Source organism: Burkholderia sp. IDO3 (assembly GCF_003366075.1).
Lineage (GTDB): Bacteria > Pseudomonadota > Gammaproteobacteria > Burkholderiales > Burkholderiaceae > Burkholderia > Burkholderia anthina.
Genome location: NZ_CP028963.1, coordinates 2,612,617 through 2,627,548 on the forward strand (window position 1 = coordinate 2,612,617; position 14,932 = coordinate 2,627,548).

Genomic DNA, 14,932 nt, shown 5'->3' on the forward strand with positions numbered 1-14,932 from the left:
CCGTGCAGGGCGGCAAAAACCGCCCACTGAAACAGTCCATCGTCACGACACCACAAATCTCCACAATATCGCGACAGTTTCAGTAAACATCGGTAACAATTCCGTGCTCTACTAGCGCCACATCAAACAGCCGGATCATCCAGCTGTCATTTCGCCTCGACGCGACCCGTATCGGTCCCGGCCCATGTCGCCGGACCGGCTTGACCCGACCGAGATCTTTTCCATGCCAGGTTCCGCAGCGCCCGGCCGGCGACGCACGTCCGTGCCCGCTTCGGCTCATCATGCCCGATCAGCCGCCGATCCCGACTTCGGCGCGACGCTCGATGCCGCCGCTACGCCGGCCGTGGCCGGCCCCGCCGCCGCAACGCATGCGGCGCGCGAGCGCGTCGCCCGGCTCGGCTGGCAGGCGTGGCTGCTGGTCGCCGCGCTGGTCTGCGCTTACACGCTGCCGGGCGTGCTCGGCCACGATCCGTGGAAGCAGGACGAGACCTATACGTTCGGCATCATCCAGCACATGCTCGAGACCGGCGACTTCGTCGTGCCGACCAATGCCGGCCAGCCGTTCATGGAAAAGCCGCCGCTCTACGCGTGGGTCGCGACGAGTCTCGCGTGGCTGCTGCAGCGCGTGATGCCGCTGCACGACGCGGCACGGCTCGCAAGCGCGCTGTTCGCGGCACTCGGGTTCGGTTTCATCGCGCGCGCGGCACGCAGCGCAAACCGCGCGGACAACTGGCTCGACCTGCGCGTGATCGGCCCCGTCGTGCTGAGCGCAGGCACGCTCGTCGTGATCAAGCACGTGCACGACATGATGACGGACGTCGCACTGTTCGCCGGCACCGCGATGGGTTTCTGCGGCATGCTGGAACTCGTGATGCGGCACCTCGCGCGCGCGCAGCACATGCGGCACGGGCTGCCGGTACGGCCGTCGGGCTGCTGGGCCGCGCCGATCTTGGGCGCAGGCGTCGGCATCGCGCTGATGGCGAAAGGACTGTTCGTGCCGCTCGTATTCGCGGCCACGCTTACGGGCGCGCTCGTGCTCTACCCGGCCTGCCGCACCCGCGCGTTCGCACGCTCGCTCGGCGTCGCCGCGCTCGTGTGCGCGCCGTTCGCGCTCATCTGGCCGACCGCGCTGTTCCTGCGCTCCGAGACGCTGTTCATGACGTGGTTCTGGGACAACAACGTCGGCCGTTTCTTCGGTTTCTCCGTGCCGCAACTCGGCGCGGAAAACGACAAGCCGTTCTTCATCCTGCGGGCGTTCCTGCTGGTCGGTTTCCCGGTCGCACCGCTCGCGATCGTCGCGCTGGCGCGCGGCGCCTGGCGCGACTGGCGCACGCCGCGCATCGCACTGCCCGTGCTGTTCACCGGTATCGGCCTCGCGGTGCTGCAAGTGTCCGCGACCTCGCGCCAGCTCTACATCCTGCCGTTCTTCGCGCCGCTCGCGCTGATCGCCGCACAGGCGATCGAGCGGCTGCCGCGCGGCCTGCATCTCGCGTGGGATTACCTGAGCCGCCTGCTGTTCGGCGTCGTCGTCGCACTCGCGTGGGGGATCTGGGCGGTGATGGCCGATCCGCGCGCATCGCACGCGAACCTCGCACTGCTCGGCCGCTGGCTGCCGCTCGACTGGACGATGCCGATCGTGCCCGGGTTCGTGATCGGCGCGCTCGTGCTGACGGTCGGCTGGCTGTGGCTGCTGCCGAAGCTGCGCACGACCGGCCGGTGGCGCGGCGCGCTGTCGTGGGGCGCGGGCGCGCTGGTCGCGTGGGGGCTCGTGTACACGCTGCTGCTGCCGTGGCTCGACGTCGCGAAGAGCTACCGGTCGGTGTTCGAAGACCTCAACGCGCATCTCGCGCTCGAATGGAACGACGGCGACTGCATGGCAAGCCTGCACGGGCTCGGCGAGTCGGAAGCGCCGATGCTGTACTACTTCTCGGGCATCCAGCACACGCCGATCAACGACGCGAAGGCGACGCGCTGCACGTGGATGATCGTCCAGGGCGTACGGGCAGTCGATCCCGCACCCGGCAGCGAGTGGAAATTGTTCTGGACCGGCGCGCGGCCGGGCGACGGCGAGGAACTGCTGCGTGTGTACGTGCGCACGCCGGAAGAGCGCGCGACACCGTAATGCAAGACGGCGCCCACGGGCGCCGTCGTCATTTTCGGCAGAGGCTTCACCCGCACTCGCCACGCGCACGCGGCTTCATGCCCGCCCCGCCCGCTGCCCCGACGCGTCAGAACGACGAGCCAGGCTCGCGCAGAAATGCCGTTTCCTCGTCGGTCGACGCACGGCCGAGAATCGCGTTCCGGTGCGGAAAGCGCCCGAAGCGCTCGACCACGGCCGCGTGCCGCAACGCGAAGTCGTGATAGCTCTCGCACCCCGCTTCATCACGAATGCCCGCACACAGACGCACGGCTTCGCGCTGGCTCTCGTGCGACTCGTCATGTTCGAACGGCAGATACGCGAACGCGCGGTGATGGCCGCTCGGCAATTGCGCGTCCCACCCGGCCGCGACGACGCGGCGCGCGAGCGCCAGCGCCTTCGGGTCGGCAGCGAACGCACGCGGCGTGCCGCGATGAATGTTGCGGGAAAACTGGTCGAGCACCACGATCAGCGCGAGTGCGCCCGACGGCGAGCCGGCCCAGCGGTCGCAGGCACCGTCGCATGCGGCGTCGAGCAATGCGCCGTAGCGCGTGCGCAGCACGTCGTCGAACGCCGCGCCGCCGTTGAACCATACCTTGCGTGCGTGCCCGAACTCGGCCGAATCCGGCGCGCCGAACCAGAAATCGAGAATCTCTCTCGCGCGCGGATCGAGCGCCGCGGCGCCATCCGTCAGGGTGTCGATCGTCATGCAAACTCCAGTACGAGGCGCCGCGTCCGCGCGCTCTTCTTTTCAAGTCTGGCGACCCGCAGGTCGCCGATTTCCGCCGTATTGCGCACGTGCGTGCCGCCGCACGGCTGCAGGTCGACGCCGACGATGCGCAGCAGCCGCACGCGGCCCAGCCCCATCGGCGGCTTCACGCTCATCGTGCGCACCAGTTCGGGCCGCTCGGCCATCTCCGCGTCGGTGATCCATTCGGTCGTGACCGGATGCGCACCGTGGACCAGCGCCGCGAGACGGCGTTCGACGTCCTGCCGGTCGATCGCGTCGGACGTCGCAAAATCGAGCCGCACGTAGTCGGCCGTCACGCTGCAGCCGTCGACCGGATACGGCAGCACCGCGCACATCAGGTGCGCGGCCGTGTGCAGCCGCATGTGACGGTAACGGCGCAGCCAGTCGATGTCCGCGACCACGCGCGCGCCGGTCGCAAGCGCCGCCAGGTGCGCCTCCTGTCCCGCTGCCGGCACGTGCACGGCGTCGTCGGGCGTCGCGCCGTCGAACTTCGCCTTGCGCGTGTCGGCGATCACGATCGTGCTGCCGTCGGACAGCGTCAGCGTGCCGCTGTCGCCGGCCTGCCCGCCGCCGAGCGGATAGAACACGGTACGGTCGAGCCGGATGCCGTCATCGCCGACGGCCGCGACGACGGCGTCGCATTGCGTGAGGTAGGCGTCTTCGCGAAACAGGGCCTGGGTCGTCATCGGGCGAACCTCGTATCGATGGGGAAACGGTCAGTGTCGCGCCGCATCGGACAGGCGCCCAGACGCAGATCGTCCGGCGCCCGGACAGCAGCGTACCGGTCGATCAACCGGGCCGGTTGCGCATCCAGTCGGCCGTATCGTAAAACGAATGCATGAGCCGCTCGCGCAGCGGCTCGGGCAACCCGACGTCCTCCATCGCCCACGCCATGCAGCGCAGCCACTGGTCGCGCTCGACCGATGCGATCGGAAACGGCAGGTGCCGCGCGCGCAGCCGCGGATGGCCGAACCGGCTGATGTAATGGTCGGGGCCGCCGAGCCAGCCGCACAGGAACCAGAACAGCTTGTCGCGCGAGCCATCGAGCGACGCCGGATGCAGCGCGCGAATCTCCGCGAACTCGGGCTCGAGGTCCATCAGGTCGTAGAAGCGGTCCACCATGTCGCGCACGCGGGCTTCGCCGCCCACGAGCTCGAACGCCGTCGGCTGCGACGGCGCATCATCATTCACATCGGTCATACGGATAATCGGAAACGGGATAGTCGGGGCCGCCGGCGACGCTCAGGCGTCGCGCAGCGACTGCAGCGCGGGGCGCCGCAACACATTATGCAGGCTCAGCCAGCCGGCCGCAGCGGCGCACGCGACGCCGGCCGCGATGCCGGCCGGCACGAGCCACGGATCGACCGCGAGCCGGAAATCGAACACGCGCGATGCGAGCACCCAGCCGACCGCGATGGCGCCCGCCGATGCCAGCGCGCCTGCCAGCGCACCGACGACGACGAATTCCGCGCGCTGCACCGCATTGACCTGCGCGCGCGACGCGCCGAGCGCACGCAGCAGCGCGGCCTCGCGCACGCGCTCGTCGCGCGAGCCGGCAAGCGCCGTGTACAGCACGAGCACGCCGGCCGCGAGCGTGAACGCGAACAGGAACTGTACGGCGCCCACCACCTGCAGCATCATCCGCTGCAGTTGCGCGAGGATCGGCGCAACGTCGATCGCGGTCAGGTTCGGGTAGCGCGCGATCAGCGGGTCGAGCAGCGCCGCCCGATCGGCCGGCAGATGGAAGCTCGTCAGGTAGACGGCCGGGAAATCCTTCAGCACCGGCGGCGGCATCAGCACGAAGAAGTTGACGCGGAACGTGCCCCAGTCGAGCTTGCGCACGCTGGTAATCGGCGCATCGACCGTCAGCCCGGTCACGTCGAAGCGCAGCACGTCGTCCGGCTTCACGTTCAGCGTCTTCGCGAGCCCGGCCTCGATCGAGATCTGCGGCGTGGCCGACGTGCCGAACCAGTCGCCGGCAACGATCCGGTTGTCGGACGGCAGCTCGGTCGTATACGACAGGTTGAATTCGCGATCGACGAGCCGGCGCGCTTCGTCGGACGGATACGCGTCCGGGTTCACGGGCTTGCCGTTGATCGCGACGAGCCGGCCGCGCACCATCGGCGCGGGCACCGCATCGCGCACGCCGTGCGCGGCCAGCCACGCTGCGACGTCGTCGCGCTGGTCGGGCTGGATGTCGATCAGGAACTGATTCGGCGCATCGGGCGGCGTCGACGCCCGCCAGCCGGCGACGAGGTCGTTGCGCGTGATCGCGATCAGCAGCAGGCACATCAGGCCCAGCGCGAGCGCGGTGATCTGCAGCGCGCTCGCCGTGCCGCGCCGGTGCAGCGATGCAAGCGCATAACGCCAGCCGATGCCCGCGGCCACGCGCGCGTTGCGCACCGCGCGCGCCGCCGCGTACAGCACGAGCCGGGCGATCAGCGCGAAGCCGACCAGCGCGCCGGCGAACCCGCCCGCGACGATCAGCCCGAGCTTCAGGTTGCCCGCGGCGACGATCAGCAGCCCGGCGAACAGCACGACGCCGATCGCATAAGCGGCCCACGCGGTGCGCGACGCGCCGCCCCAGTCGCGCCGCAGCACGCGCACCGGCGGCACGCGCGTGAGCGGCACGAGCGGCGGCAGCGCGAAGCCGAGCAGCAGCACGAGCGCGGCGCCGATGCCGACGAGCGCCGGCCACAGCGTCGGCGGCGGCAGCATGACGTCGATCAGGCCGCCGAGCGCCGCCAGCAGCGCCCAGTGGCCGCCATAGCCGAGCAGCGCGCCCGCGACGCCCGAGACGACGCCGATGCCGACGAATTCGAGCGCGAACAGCGCGCCGAGCGTGCGGCGGCTCACGCCGAGGCAGCGCATCGTCGCGCAGCCGTCGAGATGGCGCCGCATGTAGCGCTGCGCGGCCATCGCGATCGCGACCGCCGCGAGCAGCGCGGTCAAAAGCGCGACGAGCGTCAGGAAATGGCGCGCGCGATCGAGCGTCTGCCGCACCTGCGGCTGCCCTTCCTGCAGCGATTCGAGTCCGACGCCGCGCAGCTTGCCGCCGTCGACGCGCCCATGCGCATACGCCTCGAAGCGCGCAACTGCCTGCGGGTCGCCGGCGACCAGCAGCCGGTACGTGACGCGGCTGCCATAACCGACGAGCCCGGTCGCGGCGAGTTCGTCCGCGCGCATCATCAGCCGCGGCGAGAAATTGACGAACGAGAAACCGCGATCGAGCTCGCGGGAAATCGATGCGGCGACCGTGAACGTGCGCAGCCCGACGCGCACGGTGTCGCCTGCTCGCAGATGCAGCGCATCGAGCAGCGCGGGATCGGCCCACACGGTGCCGGGCGCCGGAATCGCGGTCGCCTTGTGCGCGGCGGCGGCGCCGGCCGGCACGATCTCGACCGCACCGCGCAACGGATACCCGGGCGACACGGCCTTCACGGCCGCGAGGCGCGTGGGCGCGGCACCGGCCGCCGGCCCACCACCCGCGGCCGCTGCGATCATGCTCGGGAAAATGGCGGTCGTCGCGGTACGCAGGCCGAGTGCGCGCGCGTCGCGATCGAACGACGGATCGACGGGATGATCGGCGCGCACGACGAAATCGGCGCCGAGCATCTGGCGCGCATCGCGCTCGAGCCCCTGACGCAGCCGGTCGGCGAGAAAACCGACGCTCGTCAGCGCCGCGACCGCGAGCACCAGCGCCAGCACGAGCAGCGTCAGCTCGCCGGCGCGCCAGTCGCGCGCGGTCATCCGCGCGGCCTGGCGGATCAGGTCGTGCCAGCCGAAGCGGCCGGCGTGGCCGCGCGGCCCGGGTGCGGACGAATCAGCGTGCTGCCGCTCGACGGACGACTGCGCCTTCAATCGCGCTTGCCTCCGATCGAGTTGAGCCGCGACACCATATGGTTCGCCATCCCGCGGAACCCGCCCGACACGCCGCGCCACAAGCGCGGCAGCGCCCACGCCGACGCGACGATGAACGCGGCGAGCAGCACGAGAAACGCCAGCGGAACGAAAAACGCCAGCGCGAGGCCGCCGAACACGAGACCGTCCTCGGTCGACGATGCGATCCAGTTCGAGATCGGTTCGGGAGACAGGTTGATCAGTGCGCGCGTGCCGGCCTTCGTGATGTGCGCGGCACCGGCGAGCGAACCGCCGGCCAGCCCGGCGACCGCGAGCACGGTCGGATCGGCATGGCCGAGCGCACCGGCGGCCAGCACCGCGCCGGCCGGGATGCGGATGAACGTATGCACGGCGTCCCACAGCGAATCGAACGCGGGAATCTTGTCGGCAAGGAATTCGGTAACGGCGAGCACGGCTGCGGCGCCGATGACCCACGGCGACGTGAGGACGGCGAGCGTATCGGGCAGATGAAGCCAGCCGGCCCGCGCGAGCACGCCGGCGATCAGCACCGTCAGGTACAGGCGCAGCCCGCTCGCCCACGCGAGCCCCGCGCCGAGCGAAATGGCTTCGATCATGGCCCTCTCCTTGCACTTTCCGTGCGCTTTTGCCGATTGATCGGATCGGGTCGCATGACCGGCCGCGCGGCGCGTGGCGACCGGCGCCGCCCGCCGGGGACGGCGAAACGGCATTCAGGCCCGAATGCGTTCCATTATAGACAGGCTATCGGGATGGCCGGCGCAATTCCGCAGTGCGTCACGGCCGGGCGACCGGGCGCGAGCGCGCCCGGCATGCCGGCCTCAGGCGGCCGACGACAGTTTCAGGCCGATCAGCCCGAGCACGATCAGCGATGCGCTCGCGACGCGGGCGACGGTCAGCGCCTCGCCCATCATCACGATACCGAACACGAACGCGCCGACCGCGCCGATGCCCGTCCACACCGCATACGCCGTGCCGAGCGGCAACTGGCGCATCGCGACCGCGAGCAGCCCGAAGCTGGCCAGCGCCGTCACGATCGTAAACACCGACGGTCCGAGCCGCGTGAAGCCCTCGGACGATTTCATGCCGGCCGCCCAGGCCACTTCCAGCAAACCGGCGATCAACAACAATCCCCACGCCATCTCGACGTACTCCGTATCGGATGGGGCCGTCCCCGTTGAAGCGAATGACCCGGGGTCGTCCCCGGGCGGCGCCGAGTATAACAAGATGCTTACGGGCGCGCCGGATGCTGCCGGCCACGCCCGCACGGGGAATCCGGCCGCGGCATCGCCCGGCGGGCGCCGGTGCGCCTGCCGCGCGCGGCGGTTCGGCGGTTCAACCGCTCAGTTCGACACGCGCTTGGCGGCCGCGCCGCCGACGCAGCGGTCGTCGCGATACAGCGCCCATTCGTCGCATACGCGGCCATCCTTGAACACGCACATCCCGACCTGTCCGCGCGGCAGGTTGCGGATCACGTGGCGGCCGCCGAGCTTCTCGCAGTTGACCGACGCGGGATTGGCGAGCGCGGGCTGCGACGACGACGGTTGCTGACCGGGAGGAAGCGGCTGCGCGAACGCGCCGGGCGCAGCAAGCGCCAGCGCACAGATGACGGCCAGACGGACGGACATTGCACGCTCCTCAGTTTCGTTCTCAGAACGGTCAGCATAGCGGGGAATCCGCAACCGGTGTGCGCGGCCGGCGCGCGCGCCGGCGATGTCGCGCCGATGCAACTTCGACACCGAGCGCGCTTGCTTTCCGGCCGCGAACGTCACGCGGCGCCGACGAGCCGATAGCCGACGCCCGTCTCGGTCACGATGTGCTCGGGCTGCGCGGGATCGCGTTCGAGCTTCTGGCGCAGATGCGCCATGTAGATGCGCAGATAGTGATGGCTCTCGACGTGCGACGGCCCCCATACGTCGCGCAGCAGCTGGCGGTGCGTGAGCACGCGCCCCGCGTGCCGCACGAGCGTCGCGAGCAGCCGGTATTCAAGCGGCGTCAGGTGCACGATCTCGCCGTCGCGCCAGACCTGGCGCAGCGCGAGATCGACGGTCACGCCGCCGAAGCTCACCTTCGGCGACTCGCTCGCACCGCCCTGGTTGCGCCGGCGCAGTTGCGCGCGCATCCGTGCACGCAACTCGGACACGCCGAACGGCTTGGTCAGGTAGTCGTCGGCGCCGGCGTCGAGCGCGGCAACCTTCTCCTCCTCCTGCGTGCGCGCGGACAGCACGATCACCGGCACCTCGGACCAGCCGCGCAGCTCGCGGATCACGTCGAGGCCGTCGGTGTCGGGCAGGCCGAGGTCGACGATCACCAGGTCGGGCTTGCGCGTCGCCGCGTCGATCAGCCCCTGCTTGCCCGTCTCCGCCTCGAATACGGCGATGTCCTCCTCTTCGAGCGCGGCGCGCACGAAGCGGCGGATCTGCTTTTCGTCCTCGATCAGGACGACGGTCAGGCTCGGTTCACTCATGGTCTGGCAAGGGCTCGGATGGGGACGATGCGCCGGGCGCGTCGATATCGTCGTCGGGTACGGCAGGCACGGCCGGCGGCGTATCGACCGGCAGCGTGAACCAGAAGCGCGCGCCCGTCACGCGGCCGTCGGGCCCGGTACGGTTGAGCGCGCCGATTCTACCGCCGTGCGCCTCGACGATCGCGCGGCAGATCGCGAGGCCGAGCCCGATGCCCGGCGTCGCCGATTCCTTCTCGCCGCGCGTGAACTTGTCGAAGATTCGCGCCTCCATCCCGGCCGGCAGGCCCGGGCCGTGATCGTCGACGTGCACGCGCACGTACGGTTGCCCGTCATCGGTCACACACTCCGCGCCGATGTCGAGCGGCGCGCCCGACGGCGTGTACTTCGCCGCGTTCTCGAACAGGTTCGTGAAGAGCCGCTCCATCAGCACCGCGTCCATCCGCAACAGCGGCAGGTCGGCCGGCAGCGACACGCGCGCGGGATGGTGCGCGAGCACGCGCTTGCATGCGGCCAGCGCCGCGCCGACGGTTTCCTCGAGCAGCGACCACTGGCGCTTGAGCTGCAGGCTGCCGGCCTGCAGCCGCGCCATGTCGAGCAGGTTCGTGACGATGCCGGTCATGCGCAGCGCCTCGTCGTGGATCGCATCGACGAGCTCGCCTTCGCGCTGCGCACCGCGCTCGGCCGCGGCGGCGTCGGTCTGCGTGCGCGGCGCGGCCGCGCGCGCGTTCGCGAGCATCGACGAGAAGCCGACGATCGTCGTGAGCGGCGTGCGCAGGTCGTGGGAAATCGCCGACAGCAGCGAGTTGCGCAGCCGCTCGGACTCCATGTTGACGAGCGCATCGCGCGCGATCTCGACGTAGTGCACACGCTCCAGCGCGAGCGCGATCTGCGCGGCGAACGCGTCGAGCATCCGCTGCTGCTCGGGCACCTCGAGTTCGCGCGGCTCGCGCGACGCCACCGCGAGCACGCCGCGCGTGCGCATCGGCGCCTTCAACGGCAGGTACAGCGCGGCGGTCGCGGGCAGCGTGTCGGTGCCGCGGCCGGCCGCCTTCTGCTGGTCGTACACCCATTGGCCGACGTCGCTGTCGAGCTCCGCGCCCGTCAGCATGACGGCCGCGTCGGGATCCTCGATCTTCTGCCGGACCTGGTCCGCGCTGTCGGGCAGCAGGAACGCGACGCGCGCGCGGAACACCTCGCCGACGTGGCGGCTGCCGATCTCGACGATCTGCTCGGTCGTCAGCGCGGCGCCCAGTTCGCGCGCCATCGCATAGATCGCGCCGGTGCGGCGTTCGCGGCGCTGTGCGACGCTCGCCTGGCGCGTGAGCGTCGACGTCAGGTGGCTGATCACGAGCGATGTCAGCAGCATCCCGAAGAAGGTCAGCAGGTATTGTGTATCGCTGACCGAGAACGACATGCGCGGCGGCACGAAGAAGAAGTCGAACGCGGCGACCGACAGGAACGACTGCAGCACGCCCGGGCCGCGCCCGAGCCGCACGGCCGAGAACACGACGCCGAGCAGGTACAGCATCACGAGGTTCGTGAGATCGAGCCGCTCGGACACGATGCTCGCAATGACGGTGATCGCCGCGCAGATCGCGGCCGCATACGCGTAGTGCCGCGGCGGCGAGCGGTGCGTGCCGAACTGCGCGAACGCATTGCGCCAGTCGCGCACGCGCGGGTCGAGCGGCGTCGCGCGCGCGTCGTCGCTCGCCGACGCGCGGATCAGCATCAGGTCGACGTCGCCCGCGCGTTCGGCCAGCTTCTCGCCGAACGGCCGCGCGAAGCGGCGCGCGAGCCCGACCTTCGGCGAGCCGCCGGCGACGACCTTCGACACGTTGCGCACCTTCGCATAGCCGATCAGCGCGGCGACCGCGTCGTCGCCGGCCAGCGTGGCCGTCTCCGCGCCGAGCTCGGCCGCGAGCTTCAGCGCATCGAGCGTGCGTTGCCGCTGCGCGTCGGGCAGCCGCTGCAGCCGCGGCGTCTCGACATACACGGCGATCCAGTCGGCCTTCACGCTCGCGGCGAGCCGTGCGGCCGCGCGCACGAGGGTCGGCGCCTCGGGGCCGGGCCCGACGCACACGAGCAGCCGCTCACGCGCCTGCCAGATGCGCTGGATCGAGCGGTCCGCGCGGTACTCGCGCATCTGCGCGTCGACGCGATCGGCCGTGCGCCGCAACGCCAGCTCGCGCAGCGCGATCAGGTTGCCCTTGCGGAAGAAGTTGCGCACCGCGCGTTCGGCCTGCTGCGCGAGATAGACCTTGCCGTCGCGCATCCGCTCAAGCAGCTCCTCGGCCGGCAGGTCGACCAGCGTAACCTCGTCGGCCGCGTCGAACACGCGGTCGGGCACGGTCTCCCACACGCGAATGCCGGTGATCGCGCCGACCACGTCGTTCAGGCTTTCGAGATGCTGGACGTTGACGGTCGTATACACGTCGATGCCCGCGTCGAGCAGTTCGTAGACGTCCTGCCAGCGCTTCAGGTGCCGCGCGCCCTGCACGTTCGAATGCGCGAGTTCGTCAACGAGGATCAATTGCGGCGCACGCGCGAGCGCGCCATCGAGATCGAACTCGGCGAGCGAGCGGCCGCGATAGTCGATGCGCGCGAGCGGCAGCACGTCCAGCCCGCCGAGCAGCGCGGCGGTTTCGCTGCGGCCGTGGGTCTCGACGATGCCGACGACGACGTCGACGCCGTCCTGCAGGCGCTGGCGCGCGGCCTGCAGCATCGCGTAGGTCTTGCCGACGCCGGCGGACGCGCCGAAGAAGATCTTGAGCTGGCCGCGCCGCTGCTTTTCTTCGTCTCGCTGCAGCTTGTCGAGGAGTTGGTCTGGATCGGGGCGGTTCATGCGTCGGGAAGGCGGTGCGCCGGATTACGCGCGAGTACAGGCATTGTTGTTCCAAATCGCCGCAAAGGCAAAGACGGCGCATGCGCCGTCGGTCACCAATCGGGCCCGGCGCGCAGCCAGCCGCGCCGGGCTGCCCCGGCGTTCAGTGCGCGGCCTGCGCCGCGTCGAGCGCGAGATTCAGCTTCAGCACGTTCACGCGCGGCTCGCCGAGCACGCCGAACTGGCGGCCTGACGTGTTCGCGGCGACGAGCCGCGCGACCGCGTCCGGCGTCAGGTTGCGCGCCTTCGCGACGCGCTCGACCTGATACGCGGCGGCGGCCGGCGTGATCTCCGGATCGAGACCGCTGGCGGACGCCGTCACGAGATCGACCGGCACCGGCTTCGACAGGTCGGTGCCCGCGTCGCGCAGCGCGGCGATGCGCCCCTTCACCTGGTCGGCGAGCGACGGGTTCAGCGGGCCGAGGTTCGAGCCGCCCGAGCCGGCCGCGTTGTACGGCATCGGCGACGTGGCCGACAGCCGGCCCCAGAAATACTTCGGCGCATCGAACGACTGGCCGATCAGCGCGGAGCCGACCACCTTGCCGTCCTTCTCGATCAGGCTGCCGTTGGCTTGCGACGGAAACACGGCCTGGCCGAACACGGTCATCACGGCCGGGTAAGCGAGCCCCGTCACGGCGGTCAGCACGACAAAGATCACGACGAGCGGGCGAATCAACGTTTTCATGATGGATCTTCCTTCAAATGCGGCGCATCAGGCCCAGCCGAGCGCGGCGAGCGTCATGTCGATCAGCTTGATGAACGGGAACGGCAGCAGCACGCCGCCCAGGCCGTACACCAGCAGGTTGCGGCGCAACAGCGACGCGGCGCCGAGCGGCCGGTACGTGACACCCTTCAGCGCGAGCGGGATCAGCGCGACGATGATCAGCGCGTTGAAGATCACCGCCGACAGGATCGCCGATGCCGGCGACGTGAGGTGCATGATGTCGAGCACGCGCAGTTGCGGGTATGTCGTCACGAACGCGGCCGGGATGATCGCGAAGTACTTCGCGATGTCGTTCGCGATCGAGAAGGTCGTCAGCGAGCCGCGCGTCATCAGCATCTGCTTGCCGATCTCGACGATCTCGATCAGCTTGGTCGGATTCGAGTCGAGGTCGACCATGTTGCCGGCTTCCTTCGCTGCCTGCGTGCCGGTGTTCATCGCCACCGCCACGTCGGCCTGCGCGAGCGCCGGCGCGTCGTTGGTGCCGTCGCCCGTCATCGCGACGAGCCGGCCGGCCGCCTGGTGCTCGCGGATCGTCGCGAGCTTGGTTTCCGGCGTCGCTTCCGCGAGGAAATCGTCGACGCCCGCTTCCGCCGCGATCGCCGCGGCCGTCAGCCGGTTGTCGCCCGTCACCATCACGGTCTTGATGCCCATCTTGCGCAGCTCCGCGAAGCGCTCCTTGATGCCGCCCTTCACGATGTCCTTCAGCTCGATCACGCCGAGCACGCGCGCCGCGCCGTCATGCAGGTCGGCCACGACGAGCGGCGTGCTGCCGCGCCGCGCGACCTCGTCGACCGCGCGACGCACCTCTTCCGGAAAGCGGCTGCCGTGCGTCTCGACATAGCGGCGGATCGCATCGGCCGCGCCCTTGCGGATCTCGCGACCCGGAAGATCGACGCCGCTCATCCGCGTCTGCGCGGAAAAGCCGAGGAACGTCGCGTGCAGTTGCGCCATGTCGCGCTGGCGGATGTTGAAACGTTCCTTGGCCAGCACCACGATGCTGCGGCCTTCCGGCGTTTCGTCGGCGAGCGACGACAGTTGCGCGGCGTCGGCCAGCGCTTCCTCGGTCACGCCCGGCGCGGGCACGAACGCCGACGCCTGACGGTTGCCGAGCGTGATCGTGCCGGTCTTGTCGAGCAGCAGCACGTCGACGTCGCCGGCCGCTTCCACCGCGCGGCCCGACGTCGCGATCACGTTCGCCTGCATCATCCGGCTCATCCCCGCCACGCCGATCGCCGACAGCAACCCGCCGATCGTCGTCGGGATCAGGCACACGAGCAGCGCGACGAGCGCGGTGATCGTCACCACATGGCCGGCCTTCATCGCTTCCACCGAGAACATCGAGAACGGCAGCAGCGTCGCGGTCGCGAGCAGCATCACGATCGTCAGCGCGACGAGCAGGATCGTCAGTGCGATTTCGTTCGGCGTCTTCTTGCGCTTCGCGCCTTCGACCATCGCGATCATCCGGTCGAGGAACGCCTCGCCGGGGTTCGCGGTGACCTTCACGACGATCCAGTCCGACAGCACGCGCGTGCCGCCCGTCACCGACGAGAAGTCGCCGCCCGATTCGCGGATCACCGGCGCGGATTCGCCGGTGATCGCCGATTCGTCGACCGATGCGACGCCGTCGACGACTTCGCCGTCGGCCGGGATCACGTCGCCGGCCTCGACCAGCACGACGTCACCGCGGCGCAGGTCGGACGCGGTCATGATGCGGATCGGCGACTTCGGATGCGGCTCGTTGAGCTTCTTCGCCATCACGTCCTTCTTCGCGCTGCGCAGCGATGCGGCCTGCGCCTTCGAGCGCCCTTCCGCGAGCGCTTCGGCGAAGTTCGCGAACAGCACCGTGAACCACAGCCACAGCGCGATCGCGAGGATGAAGCCCGCGGGCGCCTCGGCCTGGCCGGCGAGCGCCGCGATCCACAGGATCGTGGTGAGGATGCTGCCCACGTACACGCAGAACATCACCGGGTTGCGGAACTGCGTGCGCGGCGTGAGTTTCTTGAACGAATCCACGATCGCCGGACGCAGCAGCGCCGGATCGAACATGGACCGTGTTGCGGAATGTTGAGTCATTGCGATCTCTTCAATCTCTTCAG

Annotated in this window: 12 protein-coding genes; 1 reads left to right on the plus strand and 11 read right to left on the minus strand. The window is 70.0% G+C overall.

The features are described from left to right. Positions 1-223: 223 nt before the first annotated feature. Positions 224-2,122 carry a glycosyl transferase gene (locus DCN14_RS26880; RefSeq protein ID WP_096507644.1) on the plus strand — a complete coding sequence of 633 codons (1,899 nt, stop codon included), beginning with the start codon at positions 224-226 and terminating at the stop codon, positions 2,120-2,122. Positions 2,123-2,228: 106 nt separating this feature from the next. Here DCN14_RS26880 and DCN14_RS26885 read toward each other — a convergent pair whose 3' ends face one another. The 11 genes from DCN14_RS26885 to kdpB all read right to left on the minus strand — a co-directional run bounded on the left by DCN14_RS26885 (position 2,229) and on the right by kdpB (position 14,909). Then, positions 2,229-2,846: a DUF924 family protein gene (locus DCN14_RS26885; protein WP_096507645.1), complete on the minus strand. Its 618-nt coding sequence runs from the start codon at positions 2,844-2,846 to the stop codon at positions 2,229-2,231. Beyond that, entirely contained in the window at positions 2,843-3,574 is a 732-nt protein-coding gene (locus tag DCN14_RS26890) for an alanyl-tRNA editing protein (RefSeq protein ID WP_096507646.1), read from the minus strand. The genes DCN14_RS26885 and DCN14_RS26890 overlap by 4 nt, the downstream gene beginning before the upstream one ends. 103 nt (positions 3,575-3,677) lie before the next feature. Continuing rightward, positions 3,678-4,088, minus strand: a complete 411-nt coding sequence (locus tag DCN14_RS26895; protein ID WP_096507647.1) for a group II truncated hemoglobin — start codon at positions 4,086-4,088, stop codon at positions 3,678-3,680. A 42-nt stretch (positions 4,089-4,130) separates the two neighbouring features. Beyond that, entirely contained in the window at positions 4,131-6,638 is a 2,508-nt protein-coding gene (locus DCN14_RS26900) for an FtsX-like permease family protein (RefSeq protein WP_096507693.1), read from the minus strand. Positions 6,639-6,745: 107 nt separating this feature from the next. After that, the gene (locus tag DCN14_RS26905; protein WP_096507648.1) at positions 6,746-7,363 is read right to left on the minus strand and encodes a DUF4126 domain-containing protein; all 618 of its coding nucleotides are present in this window, start codon (positions 7,361-7,363) and stop codon (positions 6,746-6,748) included. A 222-nt stretch (positions 7,364-7,585) separates the two neighbouring features. After that, positions 7,586-7,906 (minus strand): quaternary ammonium compound efflux SMR transporter SugE, encoded by a 321-nt coding sequence (sugE, locus tag DCN14_RS26910; protein WP_096507649.1) that lies wholly within the window; start codon positions 7,904-7,906, stop codon positions 7,586-7,588. A gap of 201 nt (positions 7,907-8,107) precedes the next feature. Further along, positions 8,108-8,392, minus strand: a complete 285-nt coding sequence (locus DCN14_RS26915; protein WP_096507694.1) for a DUF333 domain-containing protein — start codon at positions 8,390-8,392, stop codon at positions 8,108-8,110. A gap of 140 nt (positions 8,393-8,532) precedes the next feature. Beyond that, entirely contained in the window at positions 8,533-9,231 is a 699-nt protein-coding gene (gene kdpE / locus DCN14_RS26920; RefSeq protein WP_096507650.1) for a two-component system response regulator KdpE, read from the minus strand. Beyond that, positions 9,224-12,073 (minus strand): sensor histidine kinase KdpD, encoded by a 2,850-nt coding sequence (locus DCN14_RS26925; protein ID WP_096507651.1) that lies wholly within the window; start codon positions 12,071-12,073, stop codon positions 9,224-9,226. Before DCN14_RS26925 ends, kdpE begins: the two co-directional genes overlap by 8 nt. 142 nt (positions 12,074-12,215) lie before the next feature. Continuing rightward, positions 12,216-12,797, minus strand: coding sequence for a potassium-transporting ATPase subunit KdpC (gene kdpC / locus DCN14_RS26930; protein ID WP_096507652.1), 582 nt, complete (start codon positions 12,795-12,797; stop codon positions 12,216-12,218). Positions 12,798-12,824: 27 nt separating this feature from the next. Beyond that, positions 12,825-14,909 carry a potassium-transporting ATPase subunit KdpB gene (gene kdpB, locus DCN14_RS26935; protein ID WP_096507653.1) on the minus strand — a complete coding sequence of 695 codons (2,085 nt, stop codon included), beginning with the start codon at positions 14,907-14,909 and terminating at the stop codon, positions 12,825-12,827. Between the last annotated feature and the right edge of the window lie 23 nt (positions 14,910-14,932).

Excerpts from the sequence above, each read along its gene's own strand:
- DCN14_RS26880 (WP_096507644.1), top strand. The coding sequence starts at position 224 with ATGCCAGGTTCCGCAGCGCCCGGCCGGCGACGCACGTCCGTGCCCGCT.
- DCN14_RS26885 (WP_096507645.1), bottom strand. The coding sequence starts at position 2,846 with ATGACGATCGACACCCTGACGGATGGCGCCGCGGCGCTCGATCCGCGC.
- DCN14_RS26890 (WP_096507646.1), bottom strand. The coding sequence starts at position 3,574 with ATGACGACCCAGGCCCTGTTTCGCGAAGACGCCTACCTCACGCAATGC.
- DCN14_RS26895 (WP_096507647.1), bottom strand. The coding sequence starts at position 4,088 with ATGACCGATGTGAATGATGATGCGCCGTCGCAGCCGACGGCGTTCGAG.
- DCN14_RS26900 (WP_096507693.1), bottom strand. The coding sequence starts at position 6,638 with ATGACCGCGCGCGACTGGCGCGCCGGCGAGCTGACGCTGCTCGTGCTG.
- DCN14_RS26905 (WP_096507648.1), bottom strand. The coding sequence starts at position 7,363 with ATGATCGAAGCCATTTCGCTCGGCGCGGGGCTCGCGTGGGCGAGCGGG.
- sugE (WP_096507649.1), bottom strand. The coding sequence starts at position 7,906 with ATGGCGTGGGGATTGTTGTTGATCGCCGGTTTGCTGGAAGTGGCCTGG.
- DCN14_RS26915 (WP_096507694.1), bottom strand. The coding sequence starts at position 8,392 with ATGTCCGTCCGTCTGGCCGTCATCTGTGCGCTGGCGCTTGCTGCGCCC.
- kdpE (WP_096507650.1), bottom strand. The coding sequence starts at position 9,231 with ATGAGTGAACCGAGCCTGACCGTCGTCCTGATCGAGGACGAAAAGCAG.
- DCN14_RS26925 (WP_096507651.1), bottom strand. The coding sequence starts at position 12,073 with ATGAACCGCCCCGATCCAGACCAACTCCTCGACAAGCTGCAGCGAGAC.
- kdpC (WP_096507652.1), bottom strand. The coding sequence starts at position 12,797 with ATGAAAACGTTGATTCGCCCGCTCGTCGTGATCTTTGTCGTGCTGACC.
- kdpB (WP_096507653.1), bottom strand. The coding sequence starts at position 14,909 with ATGACTCAACATTCCGCAACACGGTCCATGTTCGATCCGGCGCTGCTG.